The organism is Azohydromonas aeria, assembly GCF_009760915.1.
Classification (GTDB): domain Bacteria; phylum Pseudomonadota; class Gammaproteobacteria; order Burkholderiales; family Burkholderiaceae_C; genus Azohydromonas; species Azohydromonas aeria.
The window spans coordinates 242,953-262,463 of sequence record NZ_VIDQ01000001.1; the positions used below are offsets into that span (position 1 = coordinate 242,953).

The window sequence follows — 19,511 nt, forward strand, 5'->3', positions numbered from 1 at the left end:
CGGGAATAGAGGGCCCGGACACGGGCCTGAAGGGCCGAAATTCTAGTCGCCCGGCCTGTCAAGCACCCCGGCGGGGGACAAGCCGCGGCAGCGCCCGGCGTGCGTTCACACCGCCAGCGTGGCCTGCACCGCGTCGCCCACGCGCAGCACCGCCCCCGCGCCGGCCTCGATCACGGCGTTCATGGCGAAGGTGACGCGGCCCTTCATGCGCGCATCGGCCCGGTAGCCGGCCAGCGTGTCGCCGGGTTCAAACCCGCGCTCGGCGGTGGCCGGGTCCACGTTCGGTATCGAGCAGCGCACGCAGGGTTTGACGAGCTTCAGGCGCACGCCGCCGGGCAGCTCCAGCGTGTCGATGAAATCCTCGCCGTTCGCGTCTTCCAGCCCGTCGAGCACGAGGTTGGGCCGGAAGCGCTCCATCGTCACCGGCGGCTGGCCGCGCGCCGCCAGCCGGGCGTTGAGCTCGGCCAGCGACGCCGTGGACGCCACCAGCAATGGAAAACCGTCGCTGAAGGCGTTCTCGGCCTTGATGCCGGCGCTCCAGGCCGGGTCGGAGAGCCGGCGCTGCGCCGGGTCGAAGCGCACCAGCCGCAGCGGCTGCCCCGTGGCGGCCTCGAACCAGTGCGCCGCGGCGTCGCCCTGGTCCAGCGCCGTCACGGCGTCATCCCACACCCGCACCTCGCGCGGCGTGCCCTGTACCTGCAGCGGCAGGGCCAGCGGCAGCATGTCCGGCGCGTGCAGCAGCAGCGTGTCGCCTTCGAAGGCCGGGCGGATGAGCTGTAGCCGCGGCCACTGGCGCTGGCTGGCGAAATCGCCGTCGGCGTCCACCAGCATCCAGGCGCGGTCGTGCGCCAGGCCCGTGGGCGTGAGCAGCGCCTGCTCCAGGGCGATGCCGGCGCAGGATTTGACGGGGTAAACGGTCAGCGCGTGCAGGCGCAGGGACAGGTCGCTCACGGGACGGGACTCTTTCGGCAAGGGCAGGGCGCCGCATCCTAAGCGGCCACCACCCCCCGGGGGGATGGACAGGACGCGCTGCCTACAATCCCGCGCATGGATTCCTACGACATCGCCGTGCGCGGCGCCGGCGCGGTGGGCCGCAGCCTGGCGCTGGCGCTTTCGCGCCAGGGATTGCGGGTGGCGCTGTTGTCCACGCCGCCCCGCGACAACGGCCCCGACGTGCGCGCCTACGCGCTCAACGCCCAGGCCGTGAACCTGCTGCGCAATTTGAAAGTCTGGGACGCGCTGCCGGCCGATGCCGCCACGCCGGTGTCGGAGATGCTCGTCCACGGCGACGCCCACGCCAGCCAGCTGGAGTTCTCGGCCTGGAGCCAGTGCGTGGACGCGCTGTGCTGGATCGTGGACGCGCAGGCGCTCGACGAGGCGCTGGCCACCGCCGTGCGCTTCGCCCCGCACGTCACGGTGCTGCCGGCCGACGCGCCGGTGCAGGCCGCGCTCACCGCGCTGTGCGACGGCAAGCACTCGGCCGCCCGCGAGGCGCTGGGCGTGGCCTACGACGTGAAGCCTTACGGCCACACGGCGGTGGCGGCGCGGCTGGTCGCGGACAAGCCGCACGAGGGCGTGGCGCGGCAGTGGTTCCGCAGCCCGGACATCCTGGCGCTGCTGCCCTTCGACCGGCCGCGGCCGGGCTGCAGCTACGGCCTGGTGTGGTCCGTGCCCGCGGCGCGCGCGCAGGAGCTGCAGCAGTTGTCGGACGCCGACTTCGACGCCGCCCTCAACGAGGCCACCGGCGGCGCCGCCGGCACGCTGCGCCTGGAAGGCCCGCGCGTGGGCTGGCCGCTGCAGCTCGGCCGCGCCGAGCGCGTGTGCGGCCCCGGCTGGGTGCTGGTGGGCGACGCGGCGCACACGGTGCACCCGCTCTCGGGCCAGGGCCTCAACCTCGGCCTGGGCGACGTGGAGGCGCTGGTCAACGTGATCGCGCAGCGCGAGTCCTGGCGCCCGCTGTCCGACGAGAAGCTGCTGCGCCGCTACGCGCGTGAGCGCGCCGTGCCGGTGCTGGCCATGCAGCAGCTCACCGACGGGCTGCTGCACCTGTTCGCGCACGACGCGCCGGTGCTGCGCGAGCTGCGCAACCACGGCCTGAACCTCGTCAACCAGATCTCCCCGCTCAAGCGCTGGCTCGCCGGCCGCGCGCTGGGCGCCTGACACGCACACCGCTGCCGCAAGGAAAGACCTGCATGAACACGACGCGCACGCTGGCCCGCCTGGGCGCCCTCACGCTGCTGGCCGCCGCCGCCCTGGGCGCGTCGGCGCAGGAGGCGCAGATCCGCAAGAACCTGGCCGAGCGGCTGCCCAACCTGCCCAAGATCGACGAGGTCACGCGCACCCCGGTGCCGGGGCTGTGGGAGGTGCGCATCGGCAACGACGTCATGTACTCGGACGACAAGGGCGACCACCTCATCCAGGGCCAGATCGTCGATACCCGCTCGCGCACCAACCTCACCGAGCAGCGCCTCAACAAGCTCAGCGCCATCGACTTCGCCAGCCTGCCGCTCAAGGACGCGGTGGTCATCAAGCAGGGCAACGGCGCGCGCAAGCTCGCCGTCTTCGTCGATCCGAACTGCGGCTACTGCAAGCGCTTCGAGAAGGACCTCGCCGGCGTCAAGGACGTGACGGTCTACACCTTCCTCTACCCGATCCTGGGCCCGGACTCCGACGCCAAGTCCAAGGCCATCTGGTGCGCCAAGGACCCGGGCAAGGCCTGGCGCGACTGGATGCTCAACGGCGTCACGCCGCCGCGCGTCATGGGCACCGGCTGCGACGACGCCGCGCTGGAGCGCAACGTCGCCTTCGGCAAGAAGCACCGCGTGCAGGGCACGCCGGCACTGGTGTTCGAGGACGGCACGCGCATTCCCGGCGCGGTTTCGGGCGCCGAGGTCGAGAAGCAGCTCGCGGAGAGCGCGCGCAAGTCCTGAGCGCCTGAGCGCGGACCCGGGCGCTTCGTGGCGGCACTGTGTCGGCGCTGTCGCGGCGGGCCCACGGGTCAGCCGGGTGTCAGCGGGACGCAACACACAATCCCGCTCATGTCCTCTCCCGTCGTCGCTCCCTCCGGTCCCTACGTCCCCACGCAGCAGGCGCTGCAACTGGGCTATGCCGGGCTGATTCCCTTCGTGTTCGGCGCGCTGCTGGTGTGGCTGCTGCAGCCCGACGCGCAATCCGAGGCGCCGCACGGCTTCGCCGTGGCCATGCTCTCGGGCTACGCGGCGGTGATCGTGTCGTTCCTGGGCGGCATCCACTGGGGCCTGGGCTTCATCCACGGCCAGCCGCGGCTCTTCGTCTGGGGCGTGGTGCCCTCGCTGGTGGCGTGGGTGGCGCAGCTCATGCGCGCCGACGCGACGCTGGTGCTGCTGGGCGTGATGCTGGTGGCCTGCTACCTGGTGGACCGGCGCGTCTACCCCGTGCTGGGCCTCAAGGGCTGGCTGACGCTGCGCTTCCGCCTCACCGCCATCGGCGCGCTGTGCTGCTTCCTGGGGGCCGCGGGCGCCTGAACTCCCGGGCGCGGACAATGGGCCCTTTCGCGGGGGCGCCGGCGCGGCCGCTTCCCCGCTCCCCGCTCCCCGTTTCCCTGCCACACCCGGGACCGCAGTCATGATTTCCTACCGCATCGACGTCGAGGACGCCGCCTCCCACCTCTGGCGCGTCACGCTGGCCGTGCCGCAGCCGGCCGCCGCGCAGCGCCTGAGCCTGCCGGTGTGGATTCCGGGCAGCTACATGGTGCGCGAGTTCGGCCGCCACCTCTCCAGCCTGGGCGCGCGCCAGGGCGGCCGGGCGCTGCCGCTGCGCCAGCTCGACAAGACCACCTGGCTGGCCGAGGGCGCGGGCGAGGGCGGCGGCGCGCTGGAGGTGACGTACCTGGCCTATGCCTTCGACACCTCGGTGCGCACCGCCTTCCTTGACGCCGACCGCGGCTTCTTCAACGGCACCAGCCTGTGCCTGCGCGTGGAAGGCCGCGAGCACGAGCCGCACGGCCTGGTTTTCGGACGGCTGCCCGAAGGCTGGGAGGTCGCCACGGCCATGCCCGCCGCGCCCGATGGCGCCGCGCTGGGCTTCGTCGCCGCCGACTACGACGAGCTGGTCGATCACCCCTTCGAGCTGGGCTGCTTCTGGCGCGGCAGCTTCGAGGCCGCGGGCGTGCCGCACGAGCTGGTTGTCGCCGGCGCCTGGCCCGGCTTCGACGGCGAGCGGCTGCTGGCCGACACGCGCCGCATCTGCGAGGCCGAGATCGCCTTCTGGCACCCGGAGGGCGGCCCCGCGCCCTTCGAGCGCTACGTCTTCATGCTCAACGTGGTGGAGGACGGCTACGGCGGCCTGGAGCACCGCGCCAGCACCGCGCTGATCGCCTCGCGCCGCGACCTGCCGCGCCGCGGCAACCCGGCCCATCTGCTCACCGACGGCTACGTCACGCTGCTGGGCCTCATCAGCCACGAGTACTTCCACAGCTGGAACGTCAAGCGCCTGCGGCCGCGCGAGTTCGAGCGCTTCGACTACACGCAGGAGAACTACACCGAGCTGCTGTGGTTCTTCGAGGGCTTCACGTCCTACTACGACGACCTCTTCCTGGTGCGCGCGGGGCTGATCGACGAAGGGCGCTACCTGAAGCTCGTGGCCAAGAACCTCAACGGCGTGCTGGCCACGCCGGGGCGGCTGGTGCAGAGCGTGGCGCAGTCGAGCTTCGACGCCTGGGTCAAGTACTACCGCAGCGACGAGAACACGCCCAACGCCACGGTGAGCTACTACGCCAAGGGCTCGCTCGTGGCGTTGGCGCTGGACCTGACGCTGCGCGGTGCCGGCAGCGGCAGCCTCGATGACGTGATGCGCGCGCTGTGGCGGCGCAGCGGCGGCGGGCCGGTGTCCGAGGACGACATCGCGCAGGCCGTGCGCGACGTGGCCGGCGCGCCGGCGGCCGAGGCGCTGCGGGCCTGGGTGCACGGCACCGGCGACATCGACGTGAAGCCGCTGCTGGCCCGCCTGGGCGTGGCCTGGAAGACCGAGCCGCAGGCCTTCGCCGCCGCGCTGGGCCTGCGCCTGAGCGAGGGGCCGGTGACGGGAGTGCAGGTGCGCTCGGTGCTGCGCGGCAGCGCCGCGGAGCGCTCCGGCGTGTCGGCCGGCGACGAGCTGCTGGCGGTGGACCGCTGGCGCGTGCGCCGCCTCGACGACGCGCAGCAGTGGCTCACGGTGGGCGCGCCCTTCGAGCTGCTGCTGGTGCGCAACCAGCGCGTGCTGACGGTGCACGTCGAGCCGCCGGCGCAGCCGGCCGTGAGCGTGGCGCTGGCGCCCGACGACGAGGCCGGTGCCGACGCGCGCGCGCTGCGCCGCGCCTGGCTGCAAGGCTGAGAAGCGCCCATCCGGAAAGAAGCAGTACCCGGCGCCCGAAACGCGCCGCCGCCGCATGCCCGCCCCTGAAGTCCCCCCGACACGCCGCCCGCGGCGCCGGCTGCGCCTGGCGCTGCTGGTGCTGGGCGTGGCGCTGGCGCATGCGTGGCTGATCGACGACGTGGCGCTGTCGCTGCCGCGCCCGGATGCGCCGCCGCCGCGCCTGGAGGTCGCCTTCGTGCGCGAGCTCGCCCCCACGGCGGCGCCGCCGCCCCCGCCGGCCGCCGCGCCGCCGCGGCACAGGCCTGAACCCGTGGCCCGGCCCGCGCCGAAGCCGGCGGCCGAGCCCGCGTCGGCGCCGCCTGAAGCGCAGGCGGCGGCATCCGCCCCGCTGGACGCAGCCTCCGCGCCGGCGGACGAGCAGCTCGCCGCGGCCGATGCCGCTTCCACGCCCGCCTGGGCGCCTGGCGAAGGCGAGGGGGCGTCCGCCGTGGCGCAGGCTGCCTCCGCGCCGCCGCCGGCCGAAGCCGCCGCCTCGGCCATGCCGCTGCCAGAACAGGCCGCCGCCGTGGCCGACGCCCGTGGCGCCACCGGCGCGCAGCCCGACTGGCCGCCGGCGACGCAGCTGGACTTCGAGCTCACCGGCTGGTACCGGGGCGACGTGCACGGCAGCGCGCGGGTGCAGTGGCTGCGCCAGGATCGGCGCTACCAGGTGCACCTGGACGTGACGATCGGGCCGAGCTTCGCGCCGCTGATGTCGCGGCGCATGAGCAGCGACGGCGAGGTCACCCCGCGCGGCCTGGCCCCGAAGCGCTACGACGAGGTCACGAAGTTCGGCTTCAGCTCGCGCCAGGCCACCGTGCTGTTCGAGCCAGACGTCATCGTGCTGGGCAACGGCACGCGCCGCGTGGCCGAGCTGGGCGTGCAGGACACGGCCAGCCAGTTCGTGCAGATGACGTGGATGTTCACCATGCAGCCCGAGTTGCTGACGCCCGGCGGCACGGTGGCGCTGCCGCTGGCGCTGCCCAGGCGCATGGACACCTGGACCTACGACGTGCTGGGCGAGGAGGTGCTCGACACGCCGCTGGGCCGCATCCCGGCGGTGCACCTGCGCCCGCGCATCCCGCCCAAGGGCAACGGCGAGGTCATGACGGTGGAGGCCTGGTTCGCGCCCACGCTGCAGTACCTGCCGGTGCGGCTGCTCATCCGCCAGAGCGCCGAGGTCTGGGCCGACCTCAAGCTTAAGCGCCTGCCGCTGCAGGCGCGCTAACCTTTTCCCGTTCGCCCTGAGCTTGTCGAAGGGCCCAGCCTGAACGGAGATCAAGGCGACAAGGCAGCCATGCCCGGTCTTGCTGAAGCCGCCCCGTATAGTCGGCGGCGCCTGATCTGACTCCCGGAGAGAGACGACCCATGGAATTCGAGAACCTGATGACGGCGCTGCACGGCGGCGAGGACGGCGCGCTCAAGACCGCCGTGATCACGCTGCACCGGCCCAAGGCCCTGAACGCGCTCAACGACCCGCTCATGGACGAGCTCGGCGCCGCGCTGCTGGCCTTCGACGCCGACGACTCGGTGGGCTGCATCGTGCTCACCGGCAGCGAGCGCGCCTTCGCCGCCGGCGCCGACATCGCCGCCATGGCCAAGCGCGAGTTCATGGACGTCTACCGCACCCGGTTCATCACCCGCAACTGGGAGACGATCCGCCAGGTGCGCAAGCCCGTCATCGCCGCGGTGGCCGGCTTCGCGCTGGGCGGCGGCTGCGAGCTGGCCATGATGTGCGACTTCATCATCGCCGCCGACTCGGCCAAGTTCGGCCAGCCCGAGATCAAGATCGGCATCATGCCCGGCGCCGGCGGCACGCAGCGGCTGCCGCGCGCCATCGGCAAGAGCAAGGCCATGGACCTGATCCTCACCGGCCGGATGATGGACGCGCAGGAGGCCGAGCGCGCCGGGCTGGTGTCGCGCGTGGTGCCGGCCGACAAGCTGATGGAGGAGGCGCTGGCCGCCGCGGCCGTGATCTGCGGCTACGGGCTGCCCGCGGTGATGATGGCCAAGGACTGCGTCAACCGCGCCTTCGAGACCACGCTCACCGAGGGCATCGCCTACGAACGCGGGCTGTTCCACTCGATGTTCGCCACCGAGGACCAGAAGGAGGGCATGGACGCCTTCCTGGCCAAGCGCAAGCCGAGCTTCAAGCACCGTTGAGCCGATGAGCGAGCGCAGCCTGCAAGACCCTGTGCCGAGCCGAGTGCGCGCGCCGGGCGCACAGTGGACGGGGCCCGCCGGGCTGCCCGGGAGTCGTTGAGCCATGTCGGGATTGATCGAGTCCGCCGGATGGAACTCCGCGCGCGAGCGGCGCGAGCACCCGCGCAAGTTCCTCTCCGGCACGGCGCACGTGCTGGTGCCCGGGCGCGCGCCGATCGAGGTGCACACGCTCGACATCAGCATCGGCGGCCTGGGCATCGTCTCGCCCACGAACCTGCCTTACGAGTGGATCGGGCAGATCCGCTTCACGCTCACGCGCGAGCCCTACGGCGTGGACACGGTGGTGGCGCCGGTGCAGGTGGTGCACAGCGTGCTCAGCGGGCGCCAGCGCGGCTTCATGGTGGGCATGCGCTTCGTGGACCTGCCCCCGGACATCGAGGGCATCATCCAGCGCTACATGGAGGCGGTGCGCGCGCCGGTGGGGGCGAGCGGGCCGTAGCGCCGCCGGCCCCGGCGGCTACGGCTGCACCCAGCGCCCGCCGGCCGCATCGAAGCAGGCGCGCCGGTGCCCCGCGGGCCGCAGCTCCAGCCAGTCCATGCTCCTGATCCGCGCATGCACCAGCGCGAAATGCCCGCGCGAGCCGCGCTCGGCCTGCGCCTGCGCCAGCGGCTCGCCCGGGGGCAGGGGCGAGAGGTAGTCCTGCGCCGCGGGCGTGAGCTTCAGCCGGGCCCAGCGCGAGGACACGGCCAGGCCTTCCGACTCCACCTCCAGCGTCACGCGCAGCCGCAGCTGCCAGCCCAGCGCCGGCGACCACAGCAGCAGCGTGCCGCGCGGGTTCGTGTCGATGTGCCTGACCTTCGTGCTGCGCGAGTCGGTGAAGAACAGCAGCTCGCGCCCCTCGGCGTCCACCTCGCGCAGGATCACGCTGCGCGCATGCGCCTCGCGCCCGTCGGTGGTGGCCAGCGTCATGGTGCGCCAGGCGTGGGCGCGGTCGCCGGCGGCACGCTCCATCTCGCGCCAGCAGGCCGCCTCGATGTCGGGCAGCGTCGCCAGGTGTTCCAGGGGTGTGTGATCCATGGGGCTTTCCGGGGGCTTGAACCCGCCCTGTCTCCTCGTTGTGCGGCGCAGCGTAGGACGGCCGCGGCCAACGGGGGATTCACCTGGATCAAAGACAAAGCGCCGGCGCGGGTTTGTCCCGGGCCGGCGCTTGAAGGCCGTCAGGGCCGTGCGGCGGGCGCCGCGCGGCCGGCCGGCCGTCAGGGGATGGCGATCACGCCTCGCCCACGCGGCGCAGCGCGGGGAACAGGATCACGTCGCGGATGCTGCCGCTGTCGGTGATGAGCATGACCAGCCGGTCGATGCCGATGCCGCAGCCGCCGGCCGGGGGCATGCCGTACTCCAGCGCGCGGATGAAGTCGGCGTCGTAATACATCGCCTCCTCGTCGCCGGCGTCCTTGTTCTTCACCTGCGACTGGAAGCGCTCGGCCTGGTCCTCGGCGTCGTTGAGCTCGGAGAAGCCGTTGGCGATCTCGCGCCCGGTGATATAGAGCTCGAAGCGCTCGGTGCGGGTCGGGTCGAGGTCGTTGGCGCGCGCCAGCGGGCTGACCTCCACCGGGTGGTCCACGATGAAGGTGGGCTCCCACAGGTGGTGCTCGACGAACTCCTCGAACACGCCGAACTGCAGCTGCGCCAGGTTCCAGTGCGCCGGCGCCTCGTGGCCGCCGCGCTTGAGGTGCGCGCGCAGCGCGCCTTCGTCGTCGATGCGCTCGGCGCCGACTTCGGGCACGTAGCGCACGATGGCGTCGCGGATCGAGAGCCGCGCGAAGGGCTTCTCCAGGTCCACCTCGCGGCCCTGGTAGGTGACCTTGGCGCTGCCCGTGGCCTGGCGCGCGGCGTGGCGGATCACCTCCTCGGTGTAGCCCATCACGTCGTGGTAGTTCCAGTAGGCCGCGTAGAACTCCATCATCGTGAACTCCGGGTTGTGCCGGACGCTGATGCCTTCGTTGCGGAAGTTGCGGTTGATCTCGAACACGCGCTCGAAGCCGCCCACCAGCAGCCGCTTCAGGTAGAGCTCGGGCGCGATGCGCAGGAACATCTGCTGGTCCAGCGCGTTGTGGTGCGTGACGAAGGGCTTGGCATTCGCGCCGCCGGGGATCGGGTGCAGCATGGGCGTCTCGACCTCCAGGAAGGCGTGCTCGACCATGAAGCTGCGGATCGAGCTCACCGCCTTGCTGCGCGCCACGAAGCGCGCGCGCGCGGCCTCGTCGGTGATCAGGTCCACGTAGCGCTGGCGGTACTTCTGCTCCTGGTCGGCCATGCCGTGGAACTTGTCGGGCAGCGGGCGCAGGCTCTTGGTCAGCAGGCGCAGCTGCGTGACCTTGATGGACAGCTCGCCCGTGCGGGTGCGGAAGAGCGTGCCGCTGGCGCCCAGGATGTCGCCCAGGTCGCCGTGCTTGAAGTCCTCGTAAGGCCCGTCACCGACGTCGGCCTTGGAGACGTAGAGCTGGATGCGGCCGCTGGTGGGGCCGAAGGAGGCGTCCTGCAGCGTGCCGAAGCTGGCCTTGCCCATGACGCGCTTGAGCATCAGCCGCCCCGCCACGGCCACCTGCACGCCCTGCGGCTCCAGCTCCTCGTTCGGGACCTCGCCGAAGCGCTGCTGCAGGTCGGCCGCGGCATGCGTGGGCTTGAAGTCGTTGGGGAAGGTCACGCCGCCGCGCTCGCGCAGCGCCGCCAGTTTCTCGCGCCGCTCGGCGATGAGCTTGTTGTCGTCGGTCGGGGGAAGTTCGTGGCTGCTCATGGCGAAGGAAGTGGCGGCGGAAAAAGGGCGGATTGTAGAGAGGGGAGGAGAGCGGCCCGGACATGGGGAAGGCGCGGTGCCTTCGCCCACAATCTCCCTATCTGGAGATGCGCACATGGCTGTCCCACTGCAGAAGCTGACGCTGGCCGAATTCCTCGAATGGGAAAACGCCCAACCCGACCGCCACGAATTCCATCGCGGTGAAGTATTCGCGATGGTGGGTGGACGGCGCAGCCACGGGCGAGTCGTGGTCAACATTGCTGCGGCCTTGCACAACCGCTTGGGCGACACGCCCTGCCAAGTGTTCAGCGAGTCGATGAAAGTGCAGGTCGCCGACGACACGATCCTGTATCCCGACGTGTTCGTCACCTGTGACAAGGCCGACCTCGCCACGGAGATGATTTTCCGGGCGCCGATGCTGGTGATCGAGGTGCTGTCTCCCAGCACACAGGCCTACGACCGTAGCCAGAAATTCGCCCTCTACCGCCGCATTGCCGCGCTGTGTGAGTACGTGCTGGTCGATCCGGACACGCGCCGCGTCGAAGCTTTCCGGCGCATGGACGACGGCGGCTGGACCTTCCACGACATGAGCGACGGCGACGCCCTGGCACTGCCGAGCATCGCCTGCAGCGTGGCGCTGGAAGACGTCTTCCGGGGCGTGGACGCCGCCGCTGCCTGAGTCGCGGCGTCACGGCCGCGCAAGGCGCCCCGGCGACAATGCGGCCCCCTCGCTGTTCCTGAATCTCCCCCATGTCCCTCGCCGGCCTGGCCCGTGGCGCCAGCCTGAACCTGCTCGCGCGCGCCGCCACCGTGGCGCTGGGCCTGGCGCTCATGGTCCACGTGGCGCGGCTGGGGCCGGCGGTGCAGGGCGCCTTCGCCCTCTTCGTGGCCGTGGAGTCGGTGCTGCTGACACTGGGCTCGGGCTTCGGCCTGGCCCTGGCGCGGCGCATCTCGCATCACCAAGAAGCGCCCGGGCGCAGCCTGCGGCGCTGGCTGATGGTGGCCGTGGCCTTCGGCGCCGTGGCCGCGCTCGTGCTGCTGGCGCTGGCCGCCGCCATCGAGCGGGCGCCCTACGACCGCCTGGGCCTGCTGGCGCTGGCCGCACCGCTGCTGCTGCTGGTGCCCACGGCCAGCGGGCTGTGGCTGGGCCAGGGCCGCATGGCGCCGCTCAACGCGCCCCAGGTCGCCGCGCCGGCGCTGGTGCTGGCCGCGCTGCTGCTCCTGCCGCTGCTGCGGCCCGCGGGCGAGGGCGCCGACCTGCTCGGCCCGGTGCTGGTGGCGTGGGTCGCGGCCAAGGTGCTGGTCGGCCTGGCCACGGCCACGGCGGCGCTGCGCCAGGCGCCGGCCGAGGCCGGCCCGCCCCGGGGTGGCCTGAAGCGCGACGCGCGCTTCGTGATCGAGATCGGCCTGACCAACGTGGTGAGCCTCTTGAACTACCGCGTCACGCTGTTCCTGGTCGAGCGCCAGGAAGGCCTGGCCGCCGCGGGCGTGTACTCGGTGGCGGTGCAGGTGGCCGAGCTGCTGTGGCTGCTGTCGTCGGCGCTGACCGTCTCGGCCTACCACCGCATCGGCCAGCCCGACACGGACGCCGCCGCGCGCACCGCGCTGCAGGCCGCGCGGCTCAACGTGGGCCTGGCGGCGCTGGCCGCGCCGCTGCTGTGGGGCGCGGCGGCACTGGCGCTGCCGCGTGTGCTGGGCGAGGCCTATGCCGGCGCGCTGATGCCGCTGGCGGCGCTGCTGCCGGGCATCGTGGCCTACGCGGCGGCGTCGAGCCTGTCGGCCTTCTTCACCAACCACCTGGGCCGGCCGCACCTGTCGGGGCTGATCGCCGCGCTGTCGCTGGCGCTCAACACGCTGGGCTGCCTGCTCGTGGTGCCGCGCTTCGGCGCCGTGGGCGCGGCGGCCAGCACCAGCGCGGCGTACCTGGGCGCCATCGGCGTGGCGCTGTGGCTGTTCCGACGCGCCGCGGCCGGCGGCGCCCGGCAGGGCGTAGCGCCCTTGCGACAATAGCCGTCTTTGCCCCCCGTCCTCCCGTTGTCCGCCGTGTCGATCAAGAGAGCCCTGCTGACGCTGCTGAGTTGCGTGCTGGCGCCGCGCATGGTGTACGGCTGGCGCACGCCCGACGGCCGGCTGCTGCGCCACACGCGCGTGAGCACGCATGCGCACGTCGAGCACCGCGACAGCCTGCACCTCGGCGACCACGTCTTCATCGGCCACTTCAACTTCCTCGATGCGTCGGGTGGACTGTCCATCGGCGAGGGCTGCCAGATCACGAACCACGTCTCGATCCTGACCCACAGCTCGCACCATGCGCTGCGCGTATGCGGGCGCGCCTACTTCGGTCACCCGCGCCCGCCCGGCTACCGCCAGGCGCCCACCGAGATCGGCCCCTACTGCTTCATCGGCCCGCATGCCGTCATCGCCCCGGGCGCGCGGCTCGGCCGCGGCGTGCTCGTCACGGCCTACAGCTACGTCGCGGGCCACGTGCCCGACTTCGCCGTGGTGCAGGGCCAGCCCGCGCGCGTGGTCGGCGACGTGCGCGAGGTGGACCACGCGCTGCTCAAGCTGCACCCGGAAATGCGCGAGCACTACCGTGCCTGGGCCGGGGAGCAGGCATGAACGCCGTGCCGATGGCTGACCTCGCCACGCCGCGGCGCCCGCTGCGCCTGCTCTTCACCGGCGACGCCGACAGCGTGCACCTGCAGCGCTGGGTGCTGGAGATGCACCGGCGCGGCGCCGAGTGCCACGTGCTCACGCGCCGCCCGGCCGAGGTGCCGGGCGCGGCCGCCGTGCACGCCATCCGCCCCGGCGGCGACGGCGCGGGCTGGTTCCTGGCGCTGCCCGAAGTGCGGCGCCGGGCCGCGCGCATCGCGCCGGACGTGGTGCACGGCCACTACGTCAGCTCCAACGGCCTGTGGGCCGCGGCCTGCGGGCGCCGCCCGCTGGTGCTCACCGCCTGGGGGTCGGACCTGCTGGTGACGCCGCGGCGCAGCCGCTTCATGCACGCCCTCACCGGCTGGACGCTGCGCCGCGCCGACCTGCTCACCGGCGACTCGCGCGACCTGGTCGAGGCCATGGACGGCTATGGCGCCACCGCGCCGCGCGAGGAGCTGCTCTGGGGCGTGGACACGGAGCGCTTCGAGCCGCCCGCGCCGGGCGTGCGCGAGGCCGCCGAAGGCGAGGAGGGCGGCGGCTTCGAGCTGCTGAGCCTGCGCGCCTGGGAGCCCAACTACCGCATCGACGTGATCCTGCGCGCGCTGGCGCTGCTGCGCGAGCGCGGCACGAGCCCGCCGCCGCGCCTGGCGCTGCTGGGCGGCGGCTCGCTGGAGCCGCAACTGCGCGAGCTCGCGCGCTCGCTGGGCGTGCACGACGCGGTGCGCTTCGTCGGCCGGCAGGACGACGCCGGCATGCGCCACTGGATGCAGCGCAGCCGCGTCTCGGTGAGCGTGCCCGAGAGCGACGCGACCTCGGTGTCGGTGCTGGAGTCGATGGCCTGCGCCCTGGCGCTGGCGGCCTCGGACCTGCCCGCCAACCGGCAGTGGCTCGACGACAGCGGCGGCCGCCTCGTGCCCGCCGGCGACGCCCCGGCGCTGGCCGACGCGCTGGCCGCGCTGGCGGCGCTGCCGCGCGCCGCGCTCGACGCCATGGGCCGGCGCAACCGCTCCCTGGTGCTGCAGCGCGCCGCGCGCAAGCAGCACATGGACCGCATGTATTCCCTGTACCTGCAGCTGGCGGGCCGCGCGGCCGCTGAAAGGTTGCGAGCATGACGACGGGCACGCCCTACCTGGTCAGCGTGATCGTGCCGTGCCGCAACGAGCGCGCGCACATCGCCGCCTTCTGCGCCTCGGTGCGAGCGCAACGGCTGCCGGCGCCGTGGCGGCTGGAGCTGCTGGTCGCCGACGGCGAGAGCGACGACGGCACGCGCCTGGAGCTGCGGCGCCTGGCCCCGGCCGACGCGGCCCTGCGCGTCATCGACAACCCCGGGCGCATCGTCTCCTGCGGGCTGAACCGGGCGCTGGCCGCGGCGCGCGGCGAGATCGTCGTGCGCATGGACGTGCACAGCACCTATGCGCCGGACTACGTCGCGCAGTGCGTGGAGGCGCTCGCGCGCAGCGGCGCGGCGGTGGTGGGCGGGCCCTGGCGCGCCGAAGGCGTCGAGCCCTGGCAGCGCGCCATCGCGGCGGCCTTCCAGTCGCGCTGGGTCTCGGGCGGGGCGCGCTCGCGCCAGCTCGACTACGAGGGCGAGGCCGACACGGTGTACCTGGGCGCGTGGCGGCGCGAGACCTTCGAGCGCTTCGGCGGCTTCGACGAGGCCCTGGTGCGCAACCAGGACGACGAGCACAACCTGCGCATCACGCGCGGCGGCGGACGCGTGTGGCAGAGCGCGCGCATCCGCTCGCTGTACCGGCCGCGCGGCTCGGTGCGCGCGCTGTTCCGGCAGTGGCTGCAGTACGGCTACTGGAAGCCCTTCGTGATGAGGAAGCACGGCCAGCCCGCGGCGCTGCGCCAGCTGGTGCCCGGCATCTTCGTCGGCGGCCAGCTGCTGCTCACCGCGGCCGCGCTGCTGGGCGCGCCGGCGTGGCTGCCGCTGGCCTGGCTCGGCGCCTACGGCGTGGCGCTGGGCGCGCTGTCGCTCCTGGTGGCCGCCGGCGGGCACTGGGCGCTGCTGCCGCGGCTGCCGGCCGTGATCGCCGCGCACCACGTGGGCTATGGCATCGGCACGCTGCTGGGCTGGTGGGACGTGCTGCGCCACGGCCGCGGGCGCGAACGTTTCGCCAGGCTCACGCGCTAGCGCACCCGACATGGACGCCACGCCCGACAACGACGAAGCCGCCGCCGTGCGCGCGCGCTACGCGCGCCGCGCCGGTCTCGGGGACCGCTACCACCCGCTGCTCGTGAACGTGCTGCTGGCGCGCCAGCAGCGCGAGCGCGCGCTGTGCGCGCTGCTGCGCGCGCACGCGGGCTTCGACCTGGCGGCGCTGCGCGTCACGGAGGTCGGCTGCGGCCACGGCGACAACCTGCTGGAGCTGCTGCGCCTGGGCTTCGCGCCCGCGCACCTCACCGGCATCGAGCTGCTGGCCGAGCGCCATGCGCAGGCGCGCGAGCGGCTGCCGGCCGCCACCCGGCTGGTGCTGGGCAATGCCGTCGAGGCCGACGTGGTCCCGGGCAGCCAGGACATCGTGCTGCAGAGCACCGTGTTCTCCTCGCTGCTGGACGACGCCTTCCAGCAGCGGCTGGCCGGCGCGATGTGGCGCTGGCTGCGCCCCGGCGGCGCGGTGCTGTGGTACGACTTCGCCTTCGACAACCCGCGCAACCCGGACGTGCGCGGCGTGCCGCTGGCGCGCGTGCGCGCGCTGTTTCCGCAGGGGCGCATCCAGGCGCGCCGCGTCACGCTGGCGCCGCCGCTGGCGCGCGCGGCCGTGCGCGCGCACCCGGCGCTGCACCGGCTGCTCGACGTGCTGCCGTGGTTGCGCACGCACCGGCTGTGCTGGATCGCCAAGCCCGAGAGTTCTGAACAAGGAGTGAGATCATGAAAGTCACTGTCGTGGGCACCGGCTACGTGGGCCTGGTCACGGGCGCGTGCCTGTCGGAGATGGGCAACCACGTGCTGTGCCTGGACCTGGATGAGAGCAAGATCCGCGTGCTGCAGGAGGGCGGGCTGCCCATCCACGAGCCGGGGCTGCTGGAGGTGGTGCGGCGCAACGTGACGGCGGGGCGGCTGGAGTTCACCACCGACGTGGACGCGGCCGTGCGCCACGGCACGCTGCAGTTCATCGCCGTGGGCACCCCGCCCGACGAGGACGGCTCGGCCGACTTGAGCCACGTGGTGGCGGCGGCGCGCGCCATCGGCCGGCGCATGACCGACTACAAGGTCATCGTGGACAAGAGCACCGTGCCCGTGGGCACGGCCGACCGCGTGCGCGCGGCCGTGGCCGAGGAGCTGGCCGCGCGCGGCGTGGCGGTGGACTTCTCCGTGGTCTCCAACCCCGAGTTCCTCAAGGAGGGCGCGGCGGTGGAGGACTTCATGCGCCCGGACCGCATCGTCATCGGCGCCGACGACGAGCGCGCCGTGCTGCTCATGCGCGCGCTGTACGCGCCCTTCATCCGCAACCACGAGCGGCTGCAGCTCATGGACGTGCGCAGCGCCGAGTTCACCAAGTACGCGGCCAACGCCATGCTGGCCACGCGCATCAGCTTCATGAACGAGCTGGCGCTGCTGGCGGAGAAGGTGGGGGTGGACATCGAGCAGGTGCGCCGCGGCATCGGCAGCGACCCGCGCATCGGCACGCACTTCCTGTACGCGGGCACGGGCTACGGCGGCTCGTGCTTCCCCAAGGACGTCAAGGCGCTGCTGCACACCGGCGCCGGGCAGGGGCAGCCGCTGCTGGTGCTCGACGCCGTGGAGCGCGCCAACGAGCGCCAGAAGCGCGTGCTGGTGGACAAGATCACGGCGCGCTTCGGCGCGGACCTGTCGGGGCGGCGCTTCGCGCTGTGGGGCCTGGCCTTCAAGCCCGGCACCGACGACATGCGCGAGGCGCCCAGCCGCGTGCTGGTGCAGCAGCTGCTGGAGCGCGGCGCGGCCGTGACCGCCTACGACCCGGTGGCGATGGACGAGGCGCGGCGCGTCTTCGGCGAGCAGCCGGGCCTGGCCTATGCGGCCAGCGCCATGGAGGCGGTGGACGGGGCCGACGCGCTGGTGCTCGTGACCGAGTGGCGCGAGTTCAAGAGCCCGGACTTCGACGGGCTGCGCAGCCGCCTCAGGCAACCCCTGGTCTTCGACGGGCGCAACCTGTTCGACCCGGTGCTGATGCGCGCCATGGGGCTGGAGTACCACGGCATCGGGCGCGGCACCGGGCTGGCCGGGGCGGGGAGTGCCCAGGCGTGAGCGCCTTCCTGCCCTTTGCGCTGCCCGAGATCGGCGACGACGAGATCGCCGAGGTGGTGGACACGCTGCGCTCCGGCTGGATCACCACCGGGCCCAAGGCGCGCCGCTTCGAGCAGGCATTCACGGAGTTCCTGGGCGACGAGGCACTGCAGTGCATTGCCGTCAATTCCGCCACCGCCGGGCTGCACCTGGCGCTGGAGGCGCTGGGCATCGGCCCCGGCGACGAGGTCATCACCACCACGCACACCTTCACCGCCACCGCCGAGGTGGTGCGCTACCTGGGCGCGGACGTGCGGCTCGTGGACATCGACCCGGCCACGCTCAACATCGACCCCGCCGCGGTGGAGGCCGCCATCACGCCGCGCACCCGGGCGATATTGCCGGTGCACTACGCCGGCCTGGCCGCGGACATGCCGGCGATCCTCGACATCGCGCGCCGGCATGGGCTGAAGGTGGTGGAGGACGCCGCGCATGCGCTGCCCACCACCCGCGCCGGGCAGCTCGTCGGCACGCTTGCCAGCGACGCCACCGTGTTCAGCTTCTATGCGAACAAGACCATGACCACGGGCGAGGGCGGCATGCTGGTGACGCGCGATGCCGAGGTGGCGAAGCGCGCGCGCGTGATGCGGCTGCATGGCATGAGCCGCGACGCCTTCGACCGCTTCACGGCCACGGTGCCGAGCTGGTACTACGAGATCGTCGCGCCGGGCTTCAAGTACAACCTGACCGACATCGCCGCGGCGCTGGGGCTGCACCAGCTGAAGAAGGCGCATGCCTTCCAGCAGCGGCGCGCGCAGATCGCGGCGGCCTACGACGAGGCCTTCCGGGGCCTGCCGCTCGTCACGCCGCCAGGGCCGCAGGGCGGCGACACGCATGCCTGGCACCTCTACGTGCTGCGCCTGGCCGAGGGCGCGCCGATCGGGCGCGACGCCTTCGTGGACGCCCTCTTCAAGGCCGGCATCGGCTGCAGCGTGCACTACATCCCGCTGCACCTGCACCCGTACTGGCGCGAGCGCTACGGGCTCAAGGCCGAGGACTTCCCGCGCAGCCAGCACGCCTACGAGCGCATGCTGAGCCTGCCGATCTACACGCGCATGACGGACGCGGACGTGGCGCGCGTGATCGCGGCGGTGCGCGGGGCGCTGGGCTGAAGGGGCCGGGCAGGCGCGGCGACAATTCCGGCATGGCAGACAGCGAGGCAAGCATGCAGACCGAAATCCTGTTCACGGTGGAAGAGGCGCCCGAAGGCGGCTTCGTGGCACGCGCCCTGGGCCAAGGCATCTTCGTGCAGGCCGACACGCTGCCCGAGTTGCGCGAGCAGGTACGCGATGCGGTGGGCTGCCACTTCGAGCCCGAGGACAAGCCGCGCCTGATCCGGCTGCACTTCGTGCGCGACGAGGTGCTGGCGGCATGACCAAGCTGCCGCGTGACGTTACCGGGCTGCAGCTGGCCAAGGCGCTGGCGCGCGTGGGCTATGCGGTCACGCGGCAGAGCGGCAGCCACATCCGGCTGACGCTGCACGAGGCGCCCGGGCATCACGTGACCATCCCGGCGCACCAGCCGCTCAAGCTGGGCACGCTGGCGGCCATCCTGTCGGAGGTTTGCGGCAGGTTGAGGATTGAAAGGGACGAGCTGCTGCAGCGGCTGGGCTTGTGAAGTCCAGGGGCCGCTGTACTGGTGGGTGTTGATTGCGTACATGGGCAAGCGTCTCTTCGACCTCGTCATCGCCGCGGCGGCGCTGCTGCTGCTGTCGCCGCTGCTGCTGGGCATCGCGCTGTGGATCCGGCTGGACTCGCCCGGCCCCGCGCTGTTCCGCCAGGAGCGCGTCGGCCGGCATGGCCGCACCTTTCGCATCCACAAGTTCCGCACCATGCGCGCCCAGGCCGCCGGGCTGCCGCTGACGGTGGGGGCGGATGCGCGCATCACCCGCGCCGGGCGCTGGCTGCGCACGAGGCGCCTGGACGAGCTGCCGCAGCTCATCGACGTGCTCAAGGGCGACATGAGCCTGGTCGGGCCGCGCCCGGAGGTGCCGCGCTACGTGGCGCACTATCCGCCGGCCTTGCGCGAGCAGGTGCTGTCGGTGCGCCCGGGCATCACCGACCCGGCCTCGCTGGCGCACCTGGACGAGGACGCGCTGCTGGCCCGCGCCCCTGACCCCGAGCGCGCCTACGTCGAGCAGGTGCTGCCCGCGAAGCTGGCGCTGGCCGCGGGCTATGCGCGCAGCGCCACGCTGGCGTCGGACGTGCGCATCCTGCTGCGCACGCTGCGGCTGCTGGCCTCGCGCGGATGAGCGG

21 protein-coding genes are annotated in these 19,511 nt (G+C 72.9%); 18 read left to right on the forward strand and 3 right to left on the reverse strand.

The window, feature by feature from the left end:
• Positions 1 to 105 precede the first annotated feature (105 nt).
• Positions 106 to 951 (reverse strand): MOSC domain-containing protein, encoded by an 846-nt coding sequence (locus tag FJ694_RS01180; RefSeq protein WP_157263582.1) that lies wholly within the window; start codon positions 949 to 951, stop codon positions 106 to 108.
• A gap of 96 nt (positions 952 to 1,047) precedes the next feature.
• On the opposite strand from FJ694_RS01180, the gene FJ694_RS01185 reads away from it, so the two are divergent.
• The 7 genes from FJ694_RS01185 (at position 1,048) to FJ694_RS01215 (ending at position 8,032) form a co-directional block, all read left to right on the forward strand.
• Positions 1,048 to 2,160, forward strand: a complete 1,113-nt coding sequence (locus tag FJ694_RS01185) for an FAD-dependent monooxygenase (RefSeq protein WP_157263583.1) — start codon at positions 1,048 to 1,050, stop codon at positions 2,158 to 2,160.
• A 32-nt stretch (positions 2,161 to 2,192) separates the two neighbouring features.
• Complete coding sequence (locus FJ694_RS01190) at positions 2,193 to 2,930, forward strand: DsbC family protein (protein WP_157263584.1); 738 nt, start codon at positions 2,193 to 2,195, stop codon at positions 2,928 to 2,930.
• Positions 2,931 to 3,038: 108 nt separating this feature from the next.
• The gene (locus FJ694_RS01195) at positions 3,039 to 3,503 is read left to right on the forward strand and encodes a DUF3429 domain-containing protein (protein ID WP_157263585.1); all 465 of its coding nucleotides are present in this window, start codon (positions 3,039 to 3,041) and stop codon (positions 3,501 to 3,503) included.
• 100 nt (positions 3,504 to 3,603) lie between these two features.
• Positions 3,604 to 5,349 carry a M61 family metallopeptidase gene (locus FJ694_RS01200; protein WP_157263586.1) on the forward strand — a complete coding sequence of 582 codons (1,746 nt, stop codon included), beginning with the start codon at positions 3,604 to 3,606 and terminating at the stop codon, positions 5,347 to 5,349.
• A gap of 55 nt (positions 5,350 to 5,404) precedes the next feature.
• Positions 5,405 to 6,598, forward strand: coding sequence for a DUF3108 domain-containing protein (locus FJ694_RS01205; protein ID WP_157263587.1), 1,194 nt, complete (start codon positions 5,405 to 5,407; stop codon positions 6,596 to 6,598).
• Between the two features lie 158 nt (positions 6,599 to 6,756).
• A complete protein-coding gene (locus FJ694_RS01210) occupies positions 6,757 to 7,533 on the forward strand; it encodes an enoyl-CoA hydratase (protein ID WP_232539850.1) in 777 nt (258 codons plus the stop codon).
• A 103-nt stretch (positions 7,534 to 7,636) separates the two neighbouring features.
• Positions 7,637 to 8,032, forward strand: a complete 396-nt coding sequence (locus tag FJ694_RS01215) for a PilZ domain-containing protein (protein WP_157263589.1) — start codon at positions 7,637 to 7,639, stop codon at positions 8,030 to 8,032.
• A gap of 18 nt (positions 8,033 to 8,050) precedes the next feature.
• Here the strand turns inward: FJ694_RS01215 and FJ694_RS01220 are convergent, their stop codons facing one another.
• The gene (locus FJ694_RS01220) at positions 8,051 to 8,611 is read right to left on the reverse strand and encodes a pyridoxamine 5'-phosphate oxidase family protein (RefSeq protein WP_157263590.1); all 561 of its coding nucleotides are present in this window, start codon (positions 8,609 to 8,611) and stop codon (positions 8,051 to 8,053) included.
• 193 nt (positions 8,612 to 8,804) lie between these two features.
• Positions 8,805 to 10,331, reverse strand: a complete 1,527-nt coding sequence (gene lysS, locus FJ694_RS01225; protein WP_157263591.1) for a lysine--tRNA ligase — start codon at positions 10,329 to 10,331, stop codon at positions 8,805 to 8,807.
• 115 nt (positions 10,332 to 10,446) lie between these two features.
• Here lysS and FJ694_RS01230 point away from each other — a divergent pair, with 115 nt between their 5' ends.
• The 11 genes from FJ694_RS01230 (at position 10,447) to FJ694_RS01280 (ending at position 19,507) form a co-directional block, all read left to right on the forward strand.
• Positions 10,447 to 11,010, forward strand: coding sequence for a Uma2 family endonuclease (locus FJ694_RS01230; protein ID WP_157263593.1), 564 nt, complete (start codon positions 10,447 to 10,449; stop codon positions 11,008 to 11,010).
• Between the two features lie 71 nt (positions 11,011 to 11,081).
• A complete protein-coding gene (locus FJ694_RS01235; protein WP_157263595.1) occupies positions 11,082 to 12,341 on the forward strand; it encodes an oligosaccharide flippase family protein in 1,260 nt (419 codons plus the stop codon).
• Positions 12,342 to 12,374: 33 nt separating this feature from the next.
• Positions 12,375 to 12,950, forward strand: a complete 576-nt coding sequence (locus tag FJ694_RS01240) for an acyltransferase (RefSeq protein ID WP_375140187.1) — start codon at positions 12,375 to 12,377, stop codon at positions 12,948 to 12,950.
• Positions 12,947 to 14,098 carry a glycosyltransferase gene (locus FJ694_RS01245; RefSeq protein ID WP_232539836.1) on the forward strand — a complete coding sequence of 384 codons (1,152 nt, stop codon included), beginning with the start codon at positions 12,947 to 12,949 and terminating at the stop codon, positions 14,096 to 14,098. Before FJ694_RS01240 ends, FJ694_RS01245 begins: the two co-directional genes overlap by 4 nt.
• The gene (locus FJ694_RS01250; RefSeq protein WP_157263597.1) at positions 14,095 to 15,123 is read left to right on the forward strand and encodes a glycosyltransferase family 2 protein; all 1,029 of its coding nucleotides are present in this window, start codon (positions 14,095 to 14,097) and stop codon (positions 15,121 to 15,123) included. The genes FJ694_RS01245 and FJ694_RS01250 overlap by 4 nt, the downstream gene beginning before the upstream one ends.
• Before the next feature lie 10 nt (positions 15,124 to 15,133).
• Positions 15,134 to 15,865 carry a class I SAM-dependent methyltransferase gene (locus FJ694_RS01255; RefSeq protein WP_157263599.1) on the forward strand — a complete coding sequence of 244 codons (732 nt, stop codon included), beginning with the start codon at positions 15,134 to 15,136 and terminating at the stop codon, positions 15,863 to 15,865.
• Complete coding sequence (locus FJ694_RS01260) at positions 15,862 to 17,217, forward strand: UDP-glucose dehydrogenase family protein (protein ID WP_157263601.1); 1,356 nt, start codon at positions 15,862 to 15,864, stop codon at positions 17,215 to 17,217. Before FJ694_RS01255 ends, FJ694_RS01260 begins: the two co-directional genes overlap by 4 nt.
• A complete protein-coding gene (locus tag FJ694_RS01265; RefSeq protein ID WP_157263603.1) occupies positions 17,214 to 18,368 on the forward strand; it encodes a DegT/DnrJ/EryC1/StrS family aminotransferase in 1,155 nt (384 codons plus the stop codon). The genes FJ694_RS01260 and FJ694_RS01265 overlap by 4 nt, the downstream gene beginning before the upstream one ends.
• A gap of 53 nt (positions 18,369 to 18,421) precedes the next feature.
• The gene (locus FJ694_RS01270) at positions 18,422 to 18,631 is read left to right on the forward strand and encodes a 2-oxoisovalerate dehydrogenase (RefSeq protein ID WP_157263605.1); all 210 of its coding nucleotides are present in this window, start codon (positions 18,422 to 18,424) and stop codon (positions 18,629 to 18,631) included.
• Positions 18,628 to 18,873: a type II toxin-antitoxin system HicA family toxin gene (locus FJ694_RS01275; protein WP_157263607.1), complete on the forward strand. Its 246-nt coding sequence runs from the start codon at positions 18,628 to 18,630 to the stop codon at positions 18,871 to 18,873. The genes FJ694_RS01270 and FJ694_RS01275 overlap by 4 nt, the downstream gene beginning before the upstream one ends.
• A 40-nt stretch (positions 18,874 to 18,913) precedes the next feature.
• A complete protein-coding gene (locus FJ694_RS01280; protein ID WP_157263609.1) occupies positions 18,914 to 19,507 on the forward strand; it encodes a sugar transferase in 594 nt (197 codons plus the stop codon).
• Positions 19,508 to 19,511: the final 4 nt, after the last annotated feature.

Coding starts and splice junctions, on each gene's coding strand:
- FJ694_RS01185 (WP_157263583.1), top strand. CDS start 1,048: ATGGATTCCTACGACATCGCCGTGCGCGGCGCCGGCGCGGTGGGCCGC.
- FJ694_RS01190 (WP_157263584.1), top strand. CDS start 2,193: ATGAACACGACGCGCACGCTGGCCCGCCTGGGCGCCCTCACGCTGCTG.
- FJ694_RS01195 (WP_157263585.1), top strand. CDS start 3,039: ATGTCCTCTCCCGTCGTCGCTCCCTCCGGTCCCTACGTCCCCACGCAG.
- FJ694_RS01200 (WP_157263586.1), top strand. CDS start 3,604: ATGATTTCCTACCGCATCGACGTCGAGGACGCCGCCTCCCACCTCTGG.
- FJ694_RS01205 (WP_157263587.1), top strand. CDS start 5,405: ATGCCCGCCCCTGAAGTCCCCCCGACACGCCGCCCGCGGCGCCGGCTG.
- FJ694_RS01210 (WP_232539850.1), top strand. CDS start 6,757: ATGACGGCGCTGCACGGCGGCGAGGACGGCGCGCTCAAGACCGCCGTG.
- FJ694_RS01215 (WP_157263589.1), top strand. CDS start 7,637: ATGTCGGGATTGATCGAGTCCGCCGGATGGAACTCCGCGCGCGAGCGG.
- FJ694_RS01220 (WP_157263590.1), bottom strand. CDS start 8,611: ATGGATCACACACCCCTGGAACACCTGGCGACGCTGCCCGACATCGAG.
- lysS (WP_157263591.1), bottom strand. CDS start 10,331: ATGAGCAGCCACGAACTTCCCCCGACCGACGACAACAAGCTCATCGCC.
- FJ694_RS01230 (WP_157263593.1), top strand. CDS start 10,447: ATGGCTGTCCCACTGCAGAAGCTGACGCTGGCCGAATTCCTCGAATGG.
- FJ694_RS01235 (WP_157263595.1), top strand. CDS start 11,082: ATGTCCCTCGCCGGCCTGGCCCGTGGCGCCAGCCTGAACCTGCTCGCG.
- FJ694_RS01245 (WP_232539836.1), top strand. CDS start 12,947: ATGAACGCCGTGCCGATGGCTGACCTCGCCACGCCGCGGCGCCCGCTG.
- FJ694_RS01250 (WP_157263597.1), top strand. CDS start 14,095: ATGACGACGGGCACGCCCTACCTGGTCAGCGTGATCGTGCCGTGCCGC.
- FJ694_RS01255 (WP_157263599.1), top strand. CDS start 15,134: ATGGACGCCACGCCCGACAACGACGAAGCCGCCGCCGTGCGCGCGCGC.
- FJ694_RS01260 (WP_157263601.1), top strand. CDS start 15,862: ATGAAAGTCACTGTCGTGGGCACCGGCTACGTGGGCCTGGTCACGGGC.
- FJ694_RS01270 (WP_157263605.1), top strand. CDS start 18,422: ATGCAGACCGAAATCCTGTTCACGGTGGAAGAGGCGCCCGAAGGCGGC.
- FJ694_RS01275 (WP_157263607.1), top strand. CDS start 18,628: ATGACCAAGCTGCCGCGTGACGTTACCGGGCTGCAGCTGGCCAAGGCG.
- FJ694_RS01280 (WP_157263609.1), top strand. CDS start 18,914: ATGGGCAAGCGTCTCTTCGACCTCGTCATCGCCGCGGCGGCGCTGCTG.